Source organism: Gemmatimonadales bacterium (assembly GCA_030697825.1).
Lineage (GTDB): Bacteria > Gemmatimonadota > Gemmatimonadetes > Gemmatimonadales > JACORV01 > JACORV01.
In genome coordinates this window covers 1-16,285 of record JAUYOW010000136.1, presented here as the reverse complement: position 1 = coordinate 16,285, position 16,285 = coordinate 1, and the positions used below count along the sequence as shown (strand labels likewise).

At 68.9% G+C, this 16,285-nt stretch carries 16 protein-coding genes; 7 read left to right on the top strand and 9 right to left on the bottom strand.

Features of this window, described 5'->3' with window-relative positions:
- A partial coding sequence (locus Q8Q85_07330; GenBank protein ID MDP3774067.1) for an ornithine cyclodeaminase family protein occupies positions 1–788 on the bottom strand: 788 nt, incomplete at its 3' end.
- 78 nt (positions 789–866) lie between these two features.
- Here Q8Q85_07330 and Q8Q85_07325 point away from each other — a divergent pair.
- Entirely contained in the window at positions 867–1,628 is a 762-nt protein-coding gene (locus tag Q8Q85_07325; protein MDP3774066.1) for a DNA alkylation repair protein, read from the top strand.
- A complete protein-coding gene (locus Q8Q85_07320) occupies positions 1,625–2,983 on the top strand; it encodes an amino acid permease (protein ID MDP3774065.1) in 1,359 nt (452 codons plus the stop codon). Before Q8Q85_07325 ends, Q8Q85_07320 begins: the two co-directional genes overlap by 4 nt.
- A gap of 107 nt (positions 2,984–3,090) precedes the next feature.
- Here Q8Q85_07320 and Q8Q85_07315 read toward each other — a convergent pair whose 3' ends face one another.
- Entirely contained in the window at positions 3,091–4,248 is a 1,158-nt protein-coding gene (locus Q8Q85_07315; protein MDP3774064.1) for an aminotransferase class I/II-fold pyridoxal phosphate-dependent enzyme, read from the bottom strand.
- Positions 4,249–4,296: 48 nt separating this feature from the next.
- Here Q8Q85_07315 and Q8Q85_07310 point away from each other — a divergent pair, with 48 nt between their 5' ends.
- On the top strand, positions 4,297–6,285 hold the full coding sequence (locus tag Q8Q85_07310; GenBank protein ID MDP3774063.1) for a cation:proton antiporter: 1,989 nt from the start codon (positions 4,297–4,299) through the stop codon (positions 6,283–6,285).
- Positions 6,282–7,457 (top strand): MFS transporter, encoded by a 1,176-nt coding sequence (locus Q8Q85_07305; protein ID MDP3774062.1) that lies wholly within the window; start codon positions 6,282–6,284, stop codon positions 7,455–7,457. Before Q8Q85_07310 ends, Q8Q85_07305 begins: the two co-directional genes overlap by 4 nt.
- 47 nt (positions 7,458–7,504) lie before the next feature.
- Here the strand turns inward: Q8Q85_07305 and Q8Q85_07300 are convergent, their stop codons facing one another.
- Positions 7,505–8,122 carry a hypothetical protein gene (locus tag Q8Q85_07300; GenBank protein ID MDP3774061.1) on the bottom strand — a complete coding sequence of 206 codons (618 nt, stop codon included), beginning with the start codon at positions 8,120–8,122 and terminating at the stop codon, positions 7,505–7,507.
- A gap of 26 nt (positions 8,123–8,148) precedes the next feature.
- Between Q8Q85_07300 and Q8Q85_07295 the strand changes: the two genes are divergently transcribed.
- The 3 genes from Q8Q85_07295 to Q8Q85_07285 all read left to right on the top strand — a co-directional run bounded on the left by Q8Q85_07295 (position 8,149) and on the right by Q8Q85_07285 (position 10,812).
- A complete protein-coding gene (locus Q8Q85_07295; GenBank protein MDP3774060.1) occupies positions 8,149–8,424 on the top strand; it encodes a hypothetical protein in 276 nt (91 codons plus the stop codon).
- Positions 8,425–8,527: 103 nt separating this feature from the next.
- A complete protein-coding gene (locus Q8Q85_07290) occupies positions 8,528–8,875 on the top strand; it encodes an ArsC/Spx/MgsR family protein (protein ID MDP3774059.1) in 348 nt (115 codons plus the stop codon).
- Positions 8,860–10,812, top strand: coding sequence for an ABC-F family ATP-binding cassette domain-containing protein (locus tag Q8Q85_07285; GenBank protein MDP3774058.1), 1,953 nt, complete (start codon positions 8,860–8,862; stop codon positions 10,810–10,812). Before Q8Q85_07290 ends, Q8Q85_07285 begins: the two co-directional genes overlap by 16 nt.
- 239 nt (positions 10,813–11,051) lie before the next feature.
- On the opposite strand, the gene Q8Q85_07280 is transcribed toward Q8Q85_07285, so the two are convergent.
- From Q8Q85_07280 to Q8Q85_07255, 6 genes are all read right to left on the bottom strand, one after another.
- Entirely contained in the window at positions 11,052–11,885 is an 834-nt protein-coding gene (locus Q8Q85_07280; protein MDP3774057.1) for an IS3 family transposase, read from the bottom strand.
- Complete coding sequence (locus Q8Q85_07275; protein MDP3774056.1) at positions 11,855–12,187, bottom strand: transposase; 333 nt, start codon at positions 12,185–12,187, stop codon at positions 11,855–11,857. Before Q8Q85_07275 ends, Q8Q85_07280 begins: the two co-directional genes overlap by 31 nt.
- Positions 12,188–12,281: 94 nt before the next feature.
- Complete coding sequence (locus Q8Q85_07270) at positions 12,282–12,473, bottom strand: type II toxin-antitoxin system HicA family toxin (protein MDP3774055.1); 192 nt, start codon at positions 12,471–12,473, stop codon at positions 12,282–12,284.
- Positions 12,470–12,694, bottom strand: a complete 225-nt coding sequence (locus tag Q8Q85_07265) for a type II toxin-antitoxin system HicB family antitoxin (GenBank protein ID MDP3774054.1) — start codon at positions 12,692–12,694, stop codon at positions 12,470–12,472. The genes Q8Q85_07270 and Q8Q85_07265 overlap by 4 nt, the downstream gene beginning before the upstream one ends.
- A 200-nt stretch (positions 12,695–12,894) precedes the next feature.
- Positions 12,895–15,855 carry an amidohydrolase family protein gene (locus tag Q8Q85_07260; GenBank protein MDP3774053.1) on the bottom strand — a complete coding sequence of 987 codons (2,961 nt, stop codon included), beginning with the start codon at positions 15,853–15,855 and terminating at the stop codon, positions 12,895–12,897.
- A gap of 214 nt (positions 15,856–16,069) precedes the next feature.
- The coding region (locus tag Q8Q85_07255) for a hypothetical protein (protein MDP3774052.1) at positions 16,070–16,285 on the bottom strand (216 nt) is incomplete at its 5' end.

Genomic DNA, 16,285 nt, shown 5'->3' with positions numbered 1-16,285 from the left:
GGGATCAGAAGGTCGCCCGCCTCTGCGGCGCCGGCTTCGCGCGAGTCGATGAACACCCGGCTGCGCAGCACCGTTTCCGTGTCCACCTCGCGCATCTTCGGGCTCGATGATCCGACCACGCAGAGGTGCATACCGGGTTCGAGCCATGCACCTTCGAGCACCGGTTCGGTCGCGGAGCACGCGGTGGCGACGAGCGTGGCGCCATGCACGGCATCGCGCACCGACGCCATGGGCCGGATGGCGCACGAGATCCGTCCCTGCATGTCCCCCGCGAAGCGCCGCGCCGTCGCTTCTTTCCGCGACCAGACGCGCACCTCGACGAGCGGTCGCACCAGGGCAATCGCCTCGAGGTGGCTCCGCGCCTGCACGCCCGCACCGATCAGCGCCAGCGTCGCCGGGCCCTGGCGGGCGAGCAGCTCCACCGAGACGGCGGAGACGGCTGCAGTGCGCAGCTCCGTGATGAGCCGGCCATCCACGATCGCTTCGAGGCCGCCGGTCTCGGGATCCAGGAGCAGGATCGTGGCGAGGTGGGTGGGGAGCCCGCGCTCGTCGTTGCGCGGATAGAAGCTCACCGACTTCAGTCCGAGCGCGCCGGGCCGGCCGTCCATGGGCGGCACGTGGGCAGGCATGACGCCATAGAATCCAAAGGGCCGCACGGTGAGCGACTGGCGCACCGGCTGGCGTGCCTCGCCGCGGGAGAAGCGCGCCAGGGTCTCGCGCATGAGGGGGATCAGGCTCGCCATGTCGAGGCAGCGGGCCACGTCGGATTCGGTCAGCAGCAGCGGCATGGGGAACGAGTATGCGGTACGGGCGCGCCCTTCCGCCAGCCGCGGGCCCGGCGCACTATCAAGGCCATGATCCGACGGATGACACCGAAGCAGCTCGCCGCGCTCACCACGCGACGGCTCCGCGATGCGGGGAGTCCCGAGGTTGCGCGCGGGGCGCTCGCCTACTTCAAGAGTCCGGAGGGCGTCGCGCTCCACGGCGTCTCGGTCCCGGAGGCGCGCGGCATAGCGAAGGAGCTGTACGCGCTCGTTCGCGCTGCGTGGACCACCGACGAGGCCATCGCCTATTGCGACCGGTGCGTCCGCCGGCCGGAGATGGAGACCAAGTGGGTCGGCTTCTGGACTCTCGGCCGTTTCGAGAAGACGTTCAGCCGGGCGCTGCTCACGACCGTGAAAAAGTGGATCGCGGCGAACCTCTGCAACAACTGGGCGCTCATAGACGCGCTCTGTCCGGCGGTGCTCACGCCGCTGATGCGTTGCCATCCGGCGCTCATCCCCGCTGTCGAGAGCTGGAGTGGCTCCCCCAACATGTGGCTTCGGCGCGCGGCGGTCGTCACGTTCGTGCCGCTGGCTCGGAAGGGCGAGCAGCTCGAGGCGGCGTATGGAGTCGTGGAGTCGCTCCTCGACGACGGCGAGGACCTCATCCACAAGGCGTGCGGCTGGCTGCTGCGCGAGGCGGGGAAGACCGACTCGGCGCGCCTGGAGCGCTTTCTTCAGGCGCACGGCCCGCGAATCCCGCGCACGACGGTGCGATACGCCATCGAGCGGATGCCGGCGGCGAGGCGCGCGGCACTCCTCCGGCAGACCCGCGCGGTCCGGCACACCGTAGCTTGGGGGGAGTGACCGCGGCTCCCTCCGTCACCTACGCCCGCCGCCTCGGCCTCTTCTCCGCCACGATGGTCGTCATCGGCGGGGTCATAGGGTCGGGGATCTTCCTCAATCCCTCCATCGTCGCGCAGCGCGTCGGCACATCAGGGCTCACGACTTTCGCGTGGGCGCTGGGCGGCGTGATCACGCTCCTGGGCGCCTTCTGCTTCGCCGAGCTGGGGAACCGGATGCCTCGGGTGGGCGGCGGCTACGCGTACCTGCGCGACGCCTACGGCCCTCTCCCGGCCTTTCTCTACGGGTGGGCGCTGCTGCTGGTGATCTCCACCGGCGCGATCGCCGCGGTCGCAGTGACCTTCGCGAGCTATGCCGGGCCGCTGCTGGGCCTGGGCACCGGGGCCACGGTTCCGCTCGCTGTCGGTGCGATCGTTCTGCTGTCGGCGGTGAACTACGTAGGCGTGAGGCCGGGTGCGGTCACGCAGAACGTCTTCACCGTGCTGAAGCTCGCCGCGCTTGCGGTGCTGATAGCGGCCGGCCTCGGGTCGGACATTGTTGTGGCGCCATCGGCGGCCGCGCCGGCGATCGCCGCCCCGACCGGCGCGGGCGGGACGTTCGTGGCGGTGGGCGCCGCGCTGGTGCCGATCCTGTTCGCGTACGGCGGGTGGCAGCAGTCCAACTTCATCGCCGAGGAGATGGTGGACGCGGAGCGGACGCTGCCGCGCGCGATCCTGCTGGGCACGGCGGCGGTCGTGACCGTGTACGTGCTGGCCAACCTGGCGTACTTGAGGACGCTCGGCGTGAACGGGCTCGCCGCGAGCGCGGCCCCGGCGGCCGGCGTGATGGCCGCGGTCGTGGGGCCGGTGGGCGCGAAGCTGATCGCCGCCGGGATCGCGGCCTCGACGTTCGGGTTCCTCAACCTGGTCATCCTGGTGACGCCGCGGGTCTACCAGGCGATGGCCGCCGACGGAATATTCCTCCCACAGCTGGCGGCGTTGCATCCGAGGTTCCGCACGCCCACGCCGGCGATCGTGCTCCAGGGTGCGTGGGCCATCGTGCTGACGCTCTCGGGCACGTACGGTCAGCTGCTGGATTACGTGGTGTTCGGGGACTGGATCTTCTTCGGCCTGACCGCGTCGACGCTGCTGGTGTACCGCGCCAGAGAACGGAAGGCCGGTGCGACTTCAGGGCCGGGTTTCCGTGCGCCGCTCTATCCGCTCACGCCGGCGCTCTTCGCGCTGGCCGCGATCTACGTGGTGGCCAGTTCCGTGGCGTCGAACCCGAAGAACGCGGCAATCGGGGCGGGGCTGTTGTTGCTCGGCGTGCCGGTGTTCGTCTACTGGCGCCGCGCCTCGGGCGCAGTCTCTCGCGGCTGAAGCCGCGGCTCGGCATCTGCCGCTAAAGCGGCGCCGAGCGGTGCCTTGCGTCGCTTTAGCGACAGGCTTTTCGCCGAGCCGCGGCTTCAGCCGCGAGGCGGCCGGCGCTAGCTGCTTGTCGCGATGCTTGCCAGCCGCCGCGCCGCCTCCTCCAGCATCGGCAGCGTCTTGCAGAAGGCGAACCGCACGTAGCGCCGCCCCAGCTCGGGCCGGCTGTAGAAGCTCGACCCCGGCACGGGCGCCACTCGCACCTCGCGAGTGAGCCAGAAGGCGAACTCATCGTCCGGCAGGTCGCTCAACGCCGAGAAGTCGGTGAGGATGTAGTAGGCGCCGGCCGGCGCCTTGCAGCGGAACCCCGCCGCGAGCAGCCCCTTCATCAACGTGTCACGTCGCTCCCGGTACTCGCCGGCGAGTCCGAGATAGTATTCCTTCCCCAGCTGCTCGAGGCCCGCGGCGACCGCCTCCTGGAGCGGCGCCGGTGAACCCACGGTTAGAAAGTCGTGCACCTTGCGGATGGCGCCGGTCACACCCTCGGGCGCCACGATCGTCCCCACGCGCCAGCCGGTGATGCTGAAGGTCTTGGACGCGCCGCTGATGGTGATGGTCCGCTCGCGCATTCCGGGCAGCGTGGCGATGGGGACGTGCTCCCCCTCGTAGTAGATGTGCTCGTAGATCTCGTCGGTCACCGCCCAGGCGTCGTGGCGCCGGCACAGCTCGGCGATCGCCTCTAGCTCCACCCGCGACAGCACGTTGCCGGTGGGGTTGTTAGGCGTGTTGACGATGATGGCGCGCGTCCGGTCGCTGAACGCGGCGGCGACCCGGTCGAGGTCGAGCGGCTCGCCCGGCATCATAGGCACGTAGACCGGGGTCGCGCCGCACAGGATGGCGTCGGGCCCATAGTTCTCGTAGAACGGCTCGAAGACGATCACCTCATCGCCTGGGTCCACGATGGCGAGGAGCGTCGCGGCCATCGCCTCGGTGGCGCCGCACGTCACGGTGATCTCCGTCTCGGGGTCGACGGTCATCCCGTACCACTCCGCGTACTTCTTCACCAGCGCGTCGCGCAAGCGCTTCGCGCCCCAGGTGATGGCGTACTGGTTGACGTCGTCCCGGATGGCCTTGGCGGCGGCCTCCTTGAGGACGTCCGGGCAGGGGAAGTTGGGGAACCCCTGCGCGAGGTTGATGGCCTGGTGCTCGTTAGCGAGGCGCGTCATCGCTCGGATGACGGACTCGGTGAAGCCGTGGGTGCGTCGGGCGGTGTGCATGGGCCCAATGATAATGGCGGAACCGTGCGATTTCGCTAGGTTTGTCGGGTGCACGATATCCCGATCCTCCGCGACCTCGTGATCCTCGTCGCCGTGGCGATCCCGGTGGTGATGGCCGCGCACCGGGTCAAGATCCCGTCGCTCGTGGGGTTCCTGCTCACCGGTCTGGTCATCGGTCCGCACGCTTTCGGGCTGATCGGCGAAGGCGAAACGGTCGGGCAACTGGCCGAGGTCGGCGCCGTGCTGCTGCTCTTCGCCATCGGCCTGGAGCTCGAGTTGTCGCGGGTCCTGAAGCTGGGTCGCGAGGTGCTTCAGGGCGGCGCGGTCCAGATCCTGGCCAGCCTCGGAGTGTTCGGGCTCATCGGACTCGCGGCCGGCCTGCCTCCCGCCAGCGCCGTGTTCGCGGGTGCGCTGGTGGCGTTCTCCTCCACGGCCATCATCCTGAAGGTCTACGCGCAGCGCTACGAGCTCGACACCGCGCACGGCCGTGTGGTGGTTGCGATCGCGATCTTCCAGGACCTCGCCGTCGTGCCGGTGATGCTCCTGGTGCCGTTCCTGGCGGGCTCGGCGGGCGGGGTGGGCGCGGCGCTGCGTGGGATCGGCATCGGCCTCCTGCCGGTCGCCGGACTGATCGTGTTCGGACGCGTCCTCGTGCCGAAGATGCTCGAGCACGTGGTCCGCCTTCGCAACCGCGAGATATTCACGCTCTGCGTTGTCTTCCTCGGCTTGGGCGCGGCCTACGTCACCTCGCTCTTCGGCGTGTCGCTCGCGCTCGGCGCCTTCATCGCGGGGCTCGTGATCTCGGAATCGGAGTACGGCCTTCAGGCGTTGTCGGACATCCTCCCGTTCCGCGACACCTTCAGCGGGATCTTCTTCACTTCCGTGGGGATGCTCCTGGATCCGGGCACCATTCTGCGTGAGCCTCTGCTGGTGCTGGGGCTGGTGGCGACGATCGTGGTGGTGAAGGCGGTGATCGCGGCCGGTGCGGTGCGCAGCCTGAAGCGCACGCTGGCCACCAGCATCACGGCGGGCTTCGGCCTGGCGCAGATCGGCGAGTTCTCCTTCGTGTTGGCGGGCGCCGGAGCCACGGCGGGGCTGTTGAACGGGCCGCGTTATCAACTCTTTCTTGCCGCGACCGTGCTCACCATGCTGGCGGCGCCGTTCCTCATCGCGGTGGCGCCGCGGGTCGCCGAGTGGATCGCCCGCCTCGCCGGAAACGTGCCGCTGGAGATGCAGACCGACGAACAGCTGTCGGTGGCGGCGCTGCGCGACCACGTGATCATCGTGGGCTACGGCCTGAATGGCCGCAACATGGCGCGCGCTCTCCGCTCCACGGGCATCGCCTACGTCATCCTCGAGCAGCACGGGGGCGTGGTGCGGGAGGCCCGGGAACGGGACGAGGTGATCCTCTTCGGTGACGGCACGAACCCGGAGGTGCTCGAACGCGTGGGGGTGAAGCGCGCGCGGGTGATCGTGTTCTGCATCGCGGCGCCCGACGTCGAGCGCCGGGGCGTGGCCGTGGCGCGGGGCCTCAATCCGAAGCTGCACATCGTAGTGAGGACGCGGTACGTCGCGGCCATGGAGGAGCTGCAGCAGCTTGGGGCCAACGAAGTAGTTCCGGAGGAGTTCGAGACGTCGCTCGAGATCTTCTCCCGCGTGCTCCGGCGCTACGGCCTGCCCACCAGCACCCTCCGGCGCGAAGTGGCCTCCGCGCGCCGCGGCCACTACGAGGCACTGCGGGGGCCCGCGCCGACGGGCCACCTCGTCTCGTCGCTCGCCCACCTCGAGAAGCTGGTGGCGATCGAGACGGTGATCGTCGAGCCTAACGCGCCCGCCATCGGCGAGAACGCCGGGACACTGAACCTGCGCCACCAGACCGGCGCGACCGTGATCGCCGTGATCCGCGGCGACGCCGCGCTGTACACCCCAGATCCGGGCTTCCGCTTCATGGAAGGCGACGCGGTGGTGCTGGTCGGGGTCGCCGAGGGTCTCACGCGGGGCGCGGTGCTGTTCCGCGCCGCCATCGCCCCGGAATGACCCGCCGCCGCATCCTCGCCCTGCTCGCGACGGCCGAGCTGCTCGGTATGTCGGCGTGGTTCTCGGCGAGCGCGCTGGCGCCGCAGCTGTCGGAGTTGTGGCACCTGAGCGAGAGCGAGGCCGGCTGGCTCACGACCGTCGTGCAGCTCGGGTTCGTGGTGGGGACCGCGGCCGCGGCCGTCCTCAACCTGGCCGACATCATCCCGTCGCGGTTCTACTTCGCCGGCGCCGCGGTGCTCGCGGGGACGGTCAACGCCGCGCTGCTCGTCGCGCCGTCCTACCCCGCCGCCCTGGTGCTCCGCTTCGCGACCGGCGTCTGCTTCGCGGGCGTCTATCCGCCCGCGATGAAGATGATCGCGACCTGGTTCAAGGACGGCCGCGGGCTCGCGATCGGGACCATCGTCGGCGCCCTCACCGTGGGAAAGGCGACGCCCTACCTGGTGCACGGCCTGAGGGAGGTGGGCGTCGCGCCGGTAGTGGTCGTATCGTCAGTCGGAGCGTTCGCCGCGGCGATACTGGTCGCCCTGGGCTATCGGGACGGGCCGCACGCCTTCGAGCGTCGGCCCTTCTCGTGGGGCCTGGTCGGGATCGTCGCGCGCAGCCGCGAGGTCCGGCTGGCCACCGGCGGTTACCTCGGCCACATGTGGGAGCTGTACGCGATGTGGACCTGGCTGGCGACCTTCCTCGCGATGAGCTTCGCGGCGCGCGGGCACGCCGCGGCCGGAGGGTCCAGCGTCCTGGCGTTCTTCGCCATCGCCGCCGGCGGCGTCGGCTGTGTATGGGGCGGCTGGCTCGCCGACCGCATCGGTCGCGAGAAGCTCGCCGCCCGCGCCATGTGGGTGAGCGGCGCCTGCTCGCTGGCGGTGGGTGCGTGCTTCGGCGGGCCGGCGTGGCTCCTCGCGGCCGTCGCCATCGTATGGGGCGTTTCGGTGGTCGCCGACTCGGCGCAGTTCAGCGCGCTGGTCACCGAGCTGGCGCCGCCGCACGCGGTCGGGACGGCGCTCACCCTTCAGACATCGCTCGGTTTCCTCCTCACCATGGCGTCCATACAGCTCGTGCCGCACGTCGCCGGGTGGATCGGGTGGCGTTGGGCGTTCGCGGTGCTCGCGATCGGGCCGGCACTCGGCATCCACGCCATGAGGCGGCTGCGGGCCTTGAGAGCCTCGCGCTAGGAGCGCGGCTTCAACGTCTTCTCCTCGGACATCGAGGCCACCCGGACCTAGGCCGAGGTTCCTGGGCCGGGGGACCCACCTTCGAGCGCGCTGGCGAGATCGTGCAGGAAACCGACCACGGACTCGATCCGAACCCGCTTGGCATCGGTGTGGACGATGAGGTCTTCTTCGTAGTGGAGGGCCTGGTCGGTTCCGATGAACTCGCCGTCCCGGCGCGCCCTCAGGAAGGCTCGCAGCCCCGCCCGCCTGTCTGCATTGAGCGCGGCGCGCAGGCGCTCCGGGTCGCTCGACGTCACCCGCAGTTCCCGATCGAACTCGGCGTCTCGGGTCTCCACGGGGGTCTGATCCGGCGAGGGGCGGACGCGGCCATGCCAGCGGACGGAGAACGACGGAGCGGCCGGCTTCAACTTGGCGACCGTGACGCGGGTGAGGGCCCGCCCCCGCCTCCGCAGCAGCGTTGCGACCTGAGTCTCGCGACCGCGGTACACGCCGGCCACAGACGGATGCAGCGTTACGCCCACCTTGCGCGATGCGTCCAGCTGGAGGCCGAACTTGGCCGCGAGGACCTCGTAGTTGCTGCGAATATTTCGGTTGCTCTTCCTCACATGCCACGCGAGCAACAGAAATATTGCCAGGGTGAGGGCGAACATCACGGCGGCGAGCATGTTCCCTCCGTGGTCGGTGTCCTACGATGCCATACCTGCCCGAGTGCGCGGCGGATCGCCAGCGCCGTCTGACCGGCGCGCGCCGGCTAACGCTGTCTCAGCGCCTGCGCTGCTTCTTCGATCCGGTTTACAGCCTCGCGAAGCTGCTGTCAATGGTGGCGTCTCGCCATGGAGGACGGAGCGGTTGTACGGAGGCGTACGAGAGCGATCCCTTTGAACTGAGCAACGAGGAGTTGCAGCGACTGCTCGATGCGGCGCAGCCGCCGCGGTCACGGCGGACGCCGTCGCCCTTCAAGGACTAGGGCGCCTGAGCCGGCAACTGTCGCGCCTTCATCGTCAAGGATTCAAACTTCAACATCAACCTTCAACGCCTTCTTTCTCTTCAACCCCTCTAGATTCCGCCGCGTGGAAGTCCAAATCTTCGGGTTCCGGAAGAGCGCCGACACGCGCGCCGCGCTCCGCTTCTTCGCCGAGCGCCGGGTCAAGACGCACTTCGTGGACCTGAACGAGCGGGCGGCGTCGCTGGGTGAGCTGAGGCGCTTCGCGCAGAAGTTCGGCGCGCCGGCCCTCGTAGACCCCGAATCGAAGCGATTCGCCGAGCTGGGCCTTCGCACCGCGCGACTCAGCGACGAGCGTTGGCTCGAAAAGCTGACGGTCGAGCCGCTGCTGCTGAAGCTGCCGCTGGTGCGGTACCAGCATCAACTGACCATCGGCTCCGCGGAAGCGACCTGGAAGGAATGGGTGGCGAAGTGACGCTGGTGTCGTTCTCGGGAGTGGCCGTGCAGTTCGGCGCCCGCACGCTGCTTCAGGACGTCGGTTTCATCGTCGGGCGGGGCGAGCGGTGGGGGGTGCTGGGCCGCAACGGCTCCGGCAAGACGACCCTCTTCAACCTGATCCGCGGTGACCTGGCTCCCTCGCGCGGCGCGGTGGTGCGCGCGAGCGGGCTCCGGGTCACGGTGATGGACCAGCACCGCGGGTTCGGTGAGGCGGAGACGGTGTGGGCGGCGGCGGCGGGGGCCTTCGCCGAGCTGTTCGCGCTGGAGCATTCGCTGGGCGAGCAGATGACCGCGATGGCCGAGGCCGGTGACGCCGTAACGCCGGCGATGCTGGAGCGCTACGACCGCGACCTGCATCGGTTCGAGCGCGAGGGCGGCTACGCGGCGGCCGCGCGGGTGGACGCGGTGCTGCACGGACTGGGGTTCGATCCCGACGCGGCGCGGACGCAGCTGCTATCCAGCCTGAGCGGCGGCGAGCGGGGCCGGGTGGCGCTCGCCAGGCAGATCGCCGCCCCCGCGGACCTGCTGTTGCTCGATGAGCCGACCAACCACCTCGATCTCGAGACGACGCAGTGGCTCGAGGACTACCTTCGCGGCCTCGACGCGGCGGTCATGCTCGTCACCCACGATCGCGCCCTGCTCGACGCGTTCGCCGATCACATCCTGCACGTCGAGGCGCGCACCACTACCGCGTATGACGCGGGTTACGCTGCGTTCGTGGCGCAACGCGCGGAGCGGCGGCTGGCGCAGCGGCGCGCGTATTCCCAGCAGGCTACCAAGATCGCGAAGGAGGAGGACTACATCCGCCGCAACATCGCCGGGCAGAACAGCAAGCAGGCGCAGGGGCGTCGCAAGCGGCTGGAGCGGTTGCCGCGCCTGGGGGCGCCGCCGGGCGAGGAGGACGTGATGGTGGTCCGCCTCGAGGCGAAGGAACGCGGCGGCGACCAGGTGATGGTGGCCGAGGCGGTGCGCATCGCCTTCGGCCGGCGCGTGCTGTTAGGCGGGTTCGGCGCGACGCTGCGGCGGGGGGAAGTGGTCGGCCTGGTGGGTCCCAACGGCGCGGGGAAGACCACGCTGCTCAAGGTGTTCACCGGCGAGCGCGCCTCGGACGGCGGCGGGGTGCGCATCCCCGAATCGGTGAGCATCTCGCACTACCGGCAGGACCTGGCGCAGGTGCCGGAGGAGAAGACGCTGTTCGACGCCATCGCGGACCGGCGTGCCGGCTGGACGCGCAGCCAGGTGCAGGGGCACCTCGGCCGGTACGGATTCTCGGGCGACTCGGTCCTGCGCCGATGCGGGTCGCTCTCCGGCGGGGAGCGCGCGCGGATGGCGTTGGCGCTGCTGGAGCTCGAGCGCGCCAACCTGCTGGTGTTCGACGAGCCGACCAACCATCTCGACGTCGAGTCGATCGAGTCGTTGGAGGAGGCGATCGCGGAGTTCGACGGCACCGTGATCCTGGTCAGCCACGACCGCGCGCTGCTGCGCGCGCTGACGACGCGAGTCTGGGTGCTGCACGACGGGCACATCGCCGACTATCCGGGAACCTTCGCGGAATGGGAGGCGGCAAGCGCCGAACGGGCGCACGCGGCCCGGGTGGCGGCTCAGGAGGAGGAGGCGCTGCGGCGCGTCAAGGAGCAACGCCAGATGCGCCTGACCGAGGACGCCCGCAAGCACGACCAGGTGGCGCGGCGCTCGGCCCGCCGCGCGCTCGAGACCGCCGAGGCCGAGGTCGCGCGTTGTGAGGCCGAGGTTGCGCGCGTGAATGTCGCGCTGGCGGACCCCGACCTGTACCTGACGCCGGACGGGGTGAGGCGGGCTGCCGAGCTGGGGAAGGCGCTGGATGCGGCGCAGCGCGCGCTGGAAGTGGCGTTCGAAGTCTGGGGCCAGCTGACCGGAGTGGCAGGCTTAGGATGAAGCTGCAACGCAACGGTGGTGGCAAAGCGTGGCATGGGATCCACGGCTTGACAGCCCCGCGCGGGGTTATCCACCGGGGGGGCAGACCAGACCCGAAGGCGCCACCTAACGAATAGGGCTTAAGCCGCGGGCCGCGGCGGCCACCGAAAGTGCGGCGCCTACCGAAGCCCCAGCGCTTACATCATAGCACGAGCCGCCGCGGACCGGGATCTTCCCTCGGTTTCGTTGACACCGATGTATTACGCGACATGCGACTCGTAGTCAACCGGCGAGCGGTACTCGAGAGCGGAGTGGAGTCGCTGGTGGTTGTAGTATCGTAGGTAGCGACCGATCTCCTGCCGGAGCACAGCCTCAGTTGTGAACAGCGCGCCGTGCACCAGCTCGGCCTTCAGTGAGTGAAAGAACGACTCCATGTGGGCATTGTCCTCCGGCCCGCGCCGTGCTGAGCTCTGGCGGATCCCGAGGGCGGCTAGGCGATCTCGAAAGGCCGCGCCAACGTACTCGCTGCCCCGATCGCTGTGGAAGACCAGGCTTGGCGGTGGACGACGCCGGCGTACCGCCGCGTCGAGGACCTGGCGCGTCAGGCGCGTATCGCGCCGCCGCCCGAGCGTCCAGGCCAGGACCCGCCGCGAGCACTGATCCAGCACCACCGCGAGAAAGCGCCACCGGCCCGCCACCGCCAGATACGTGATGTCCCCAACCCAGACCTGATCGGGCCGCCGCGCGGCGGCCGCCGTCAGGCGGTTGGGATGCTGACCAAAGAAGCGATGCAGGCTGGGGTTGGCCCGATACACCCGTGCGACACGGGCGCGCAGGCCGGCCACCCTCATCAACCGCTCGACGCGCCGGCGACTGACCCGCCAGCCCGCCGCCCTGAGGGCGCGATGGATCCGCGGACTCCCGTACCGGCCGCGATGGGCGGTGAACAGGGTGCCGATCTGCCGGCCGAGTTCCCGGTCCTGCTCCGCGCGAGCACTCACCGGCCGCCGGCGCCAGGCGTAGAACCCGGCGCGCGTAACCCCGTAGAGCTCGCAGAGGCGCGTCACCGCGAACCCGCCGCGCTGTGCCTCAATGAAGGCAAAAGTGTCGGCCTTCGAGCGGAGCAGAACCGGATGGCTTTTTTTAGGAGCGCATGCTCCTCCTGCAGCAGGGCGTGCGCCCGCTCCAGATCCTGGAGCCGCCGTATCTCCCGGAGCGGCGGCACCTTCAGGGCCCGCCGCTCTCCCCGCAGCACCCCGTCGCGCACCTGCTTGCGCCACCGCGACAACATGAACGGGTGAATGTCCAACGCCGCCGCCACCGCCTGCACCTGGATCCCCGGCTGCTGGCTCAACCGCACCGCGGTCACCTTAAACTCGAGGCTGTACTCTCGCACCTTCCTCGGCCCTGGCCGTGCCACAGACACCCCCTTGTTAGATGGAAGTGTCTACGAAAGTGAGGGAGGTTCCACCGACAGGTTCAAATCCTAGTTAGGCGTCAAACCCCGGCACCTCGAGGTCGCGACAGATCTTACGGGCCAGCAACTCGTGGATCTCACGATGTCGCGGGATCGTGGATACCTTGCCAGCAGCGCGATTGATGTAGACCGAATGCTTGCCGCCTTCACGCAGCAACGCGCAACTATGCGCCTCCAGATGCTGGATGAGGTCGCGCCGCTTCACGCGGCGCTGATGCGCAACGGCTCTCTGATGACGTCTTGGCCCTTGAGGCTCTCCTCGGCCAGCGAGCGGTTAGCCTCCAGAACGAGCTGTACAGCCTCGCTCAGGCTTTCCCGGGCCTCGTCGAGAGTGTCGGCCTGCGTGTTGGCGCCGGGCAATTCCTCGACAAAGCCGATATAGCCCTCGGGCACTTTCCGGAACACCGCTGTGAACTCGAGTTTCATATGGACACCTCCTTGCACCCAATGTAATACAACTCGGCCTTGTTTGACGCCTAACGCCTTAGTTCAGCTGCGAGCACGTTACAACCATTGCGGCGTAGCTGCATCCGAAACAGTGCTTGTTCAGCTGCAACAGCTCGTTAGGCGGCGCGCCACATAGGCCCTCGCCTGCGCACTTCGTGACCCACAGCGCCTGGCGCTGCCTAACGCCTCGTTTGAGCTGCGGCGCGCAGACGGACCCGGCCATTGGCGATGACAACCCAGATGCGTCTCGTGTTGCGGATGTCGTCCAGGGGGTTGGCATCAAGAACGACGACGTCGGCCACGCAACCAAACGCAATGCAACCCAGATCCGGCGCGCCGAGGATCTTTGCTGCGTCCCGCGTCGCGGCCCTGAGTGCCTGCACCGGCGTCAACCCCGACGCGACCAACTCCTCCATCTCCAGATGCATCGCCCACGGAACTTGCGGAACGTCGGTACCGGCGCCGATGAGGACGCCGCCAGTTGCGAGCGTGCGAGTGGCGGAGCGCATGATCTCATTGAGACGCGTCCAACCCCTGCGCGCCGCCGGGCTCGGAGGCGAGGGAAAATAGCTGGCGAAGAAGCGCAGGTAGGGCGAGAGGAAGGGTTGGATCTCCGGTTGCGCGAGCAAAGTGGAATCGTCGTACAGCCGCATCGCGGTCGCGAACATGGAGAGTGTCGGCACCACAGCCGTGGCGGCGCCACGGAAAAGCTGCACCACGTCGTCGTACACAAATGCGTCGAGCCGGTGGTACCCGCCCGCACGGCCGACATGCTCCTTGCCGTCCATTTCGGAGGCGAGCGCGAGTGGATGAGAGACGTGTCCGGTGACGCGCATCCCATGCGCGTGGGCGAGCTGCGCGATACGCGCCGCGTCGAACCAGCGCTCGAACTGGTACAGTTTCAGGTGCTCGGCGCCGAACGCGCGCAGCAACTCAAGCGCGCGCGCGGCCGCGCCGGTATCTACGAGCGCCTGCGTGAGCTGACCACTCCAGCCAAATTCCGCCTTTCGGGTGCCGTGCACTTGCATTCCGCCGAGAACGATCCGTGGACCCGCGCGCAAGCCGGCGTCAATTGCGTCGCGCATCGCTGCCGTGCGCGCGAGCGGCGAGCCGAGGTCGCGCGCCGTGGTCACGCCGTACGCCACCAGGCCGGGCGGCTGCGCATCGTCCCAGAAATGCTGGTGCAGATCGATCAGTCCCGGTATCGCGAAACGGCCGGCGGCATCGATAACGCTGACCCCGGTCTCGGCGCGCAGTTTACCGGCATCGGCAACCTGCGCGATGCGGCCGTCGCGGAGGAGCAGGTCGCGCGGCGCAGTCACCTGCCCGGTCCCCGGATTTATGACGCGTACTGAACGGAGAAGCAGGGGTGGGACTCGAGGGGAACGGTAGGTGAGGGGCCAGCCGAGTGATCGCACTGCACCGTCGCCGCCGCGGATGCGCAGCCCGTCACCGGCCACGTACAGCACCGCGCCATCGCCGGCGAGGCTCGGATACAACGCGACGTCGGCGATGAGTTGCGCGCTGTCATGCACTCCGACGGCCGGATCGAACCGGGCGCGCCAGAGCTGGTCGTCGCGCACGAACACCGCCACCGTGTCGCCGAGGATTCGCAGGAACGTGGCGTTGAGTAGGGACTCCGGCAGCGTGTCCGCGCCGCCGTCGAGTCGCGCGCGCACCAGCTTCTGTGTCGGCGCGTCGAGGACGTACACACCGCGCGAGTCGGCCGACCAGTTCAGTACTTCCTGGCCCATGTTATCGGCCTGGTGGTACCGGCCGAAGGCATCATTGGCGGCGAGAGGCAGCGTAGAATCCGCATTTTCCACCGGCTGCGGAACATCGCTGCGAATGACGCGGAGGCGCCGCTCCCGCCAACCTTCGGGGCCGTGGAAGAACGCGAGGTAACGACCGTCCGGGGACCATGCAGGGCGCCCCTCATGACCCGGCAGCGTGGTGACGCGGCGCGAAGTAGCTGAGGAAAGATCGACGACATAAACCTCGCGTTCCGCACCGGCCACCCAGGCCAGCCTGCTGCCGTCCGGCGACCATGCGACCTCGTCCACGTCGCGAGGGACTGCCATCAGCGCGCGCGGTCGATCACCAGGTGCGAAGAGCCACAGCGAGTCGAGCGCGACCATCGCGATTCGCCGTCCATCCGGCGACAGCTCGAGCGCGCGGAAGCCGCGGGCGCTCTGAGGAGTTGCCGGCGCCGGAAAGCCGAGCGGTGGCAGCTCACGGCGCGTGCTTGACACATTCAGGCGCGCGCGCAAGGGAATGCGTCGCCGCGAATCAGTTCCGGTGTCGACGATCCAAAGTTGCCCGTCTGCGTGATAGATGACGCTTCGGCCGTCGCGGGTGAAGCGCGCATCCAGCGGAGTCAGGTCCTCGTGACTCGCGAGGTGGCGTAGCAGCGTCGCAGCGGAATCGGCGAAAACGAGCTGATACTTCAGAGTGGCGCTGTCGCGGACGAAGAAAGCGAGCCGCTCATCCGCCGAGCGCGCGAGCCCAAGCACTCGCAGCCGCTCGGTTCCGATACGGGCCGCCAATCCGCCGGTGTCGGCCACTCGCCAAACTGTTCCGCCCACTGAGTTGTACCGCGGCGCGTTGACGAAGAGGATGTGGCGGCCGTCGGCAGTCCAAAGTGGTTCGCGCACGGCGGAGCTGGGCGGCCCCGTTACGACGAGCGTGTCAATTCTGCCAGATCCGACCTCGACGATGGCGAGCTGGTTTTGGGAGATGGCTAGTGCGATGCGCCGCCCGTCCGGCGCCCAAGCCGGCCACGCGCGGTCGTCGGCGATTCGCGTGACGAGCCGCGGTATGCCCCCCGTGGCTGGGATGAGCCACACGCCGCGCCCACCCGGGCGGTCCGACTGGAACGCGATCCAGCGACCGTCCGGCGAAAAAGCGGGATCGATATCCTCCGACTGGTCCCGCAGCGCATTCGTTAGCGCGCGCGCCTCGCCTCCGGACACGGGTAACGTCCATAGTTGTCCCAAGAGATCGATAACCAAAGTGGAGCCATCGGGGGACACGTCGAACGCGAGCTGGGTACTCTCACGAGCATCGATCTGAAACGTCTGCGCGCTCGGCGCGCTGGGGAGAAGGAGGAGCGCGAGCGCCAGGAATAGAAAACGTTGCATGCTAACACCCTCCGAGCCCGGGATCAACGCGCCAAGTTCAGCATTCATTCCAAGAAGCCCACGGATGCGCTGTCCGCCTAACGTATAGGATTGTATCCGGAGTGCTCACGGCCCGGCACCCACCCGGTGGGGCGGAGCGACGGTGCCGCCAGCGAGAGGAGGGTGAGCATTCCGGATACAATCTGTTGGACTGAGCCGCTGCGGGCTAGGCGCGTTATGGGGATTGAATGGGTGGGCGGGGCGCTACGGCGGCCTGCGGGTGCGCGATCGAGAGCGCGCGGCGGCTCGGCGAGGGCGGCGCGGGCGTGGCCCGGTCGCGGCAGGCGGGTGGCGGCGTGCCGTCAACCAGCCGGACGCTCACCTCGCCGAAATCGAACTGGGCGAACTCCCCCGCGACCCCTTCAAAGCGGACCAGCATCTGCGCCGGCAT

Bases quoted from the DNA above. Each gene is read 5' to 3' on its own strand.
- Q8Q85_07325 (MDP3774066.1), top strand. From the start codon at position 867: ATGACACCGAAGCAGCTCGCCGCGCTCACCACGCGACGGCTCCGCGAT.
- Q8Q85_07315 (MDP3774064.1), bottom strand. From the start codon at position 4,248: ATGCACACCGCCCGACGCACCCACGGCTTCACCGAGTCCGTCATCCGA.
- Q8Q85_07305 (MDP3774062.1), top strand. From the start codon at position 6,282: ATGACCCGCCGCCGCATCCTCGCCCTGCTCGCGACGGCCGAGCTGCTC.
- Q8Q85_07300 (MDP3774061.1), bottom strand. From the start codon at position 8,122: ATGCTCGCCGCCGTGATGTTCGCCCTCACCCTGGCAATATTTCTGTTG.
- Q8Q85_07295 (MDP3774060.1), top strand. From the start codon at position 8,149: ATGCCATACCTGCCCGAGTGCGCGGCGGATCGCCAGCGCCGTCTGACC.
- Q8Q85_07285 (MDP3774058.1), top strand. From the start codon at position 8,860: ATGGGTGGCGAAGTGACGCTGGTGTCGTTCTCGGGAGTGGCCGTGCAG.
- Q8Q85_07265 (MDP3774054.1), bottom strand. From the start codon at position 12,694: ATGAAACTCGAGTTCACAGCGGTGTTCCGGAAAGTGCCCGAGGGCTAT.
- Q8Q85_07260 (MDP3774053.1), bottom strand. From the start codon at position 15,855: ATGCAACGTTTTCTATTCCTGGCGCTCGCGCTCCTCCTTCTCCCCAGC.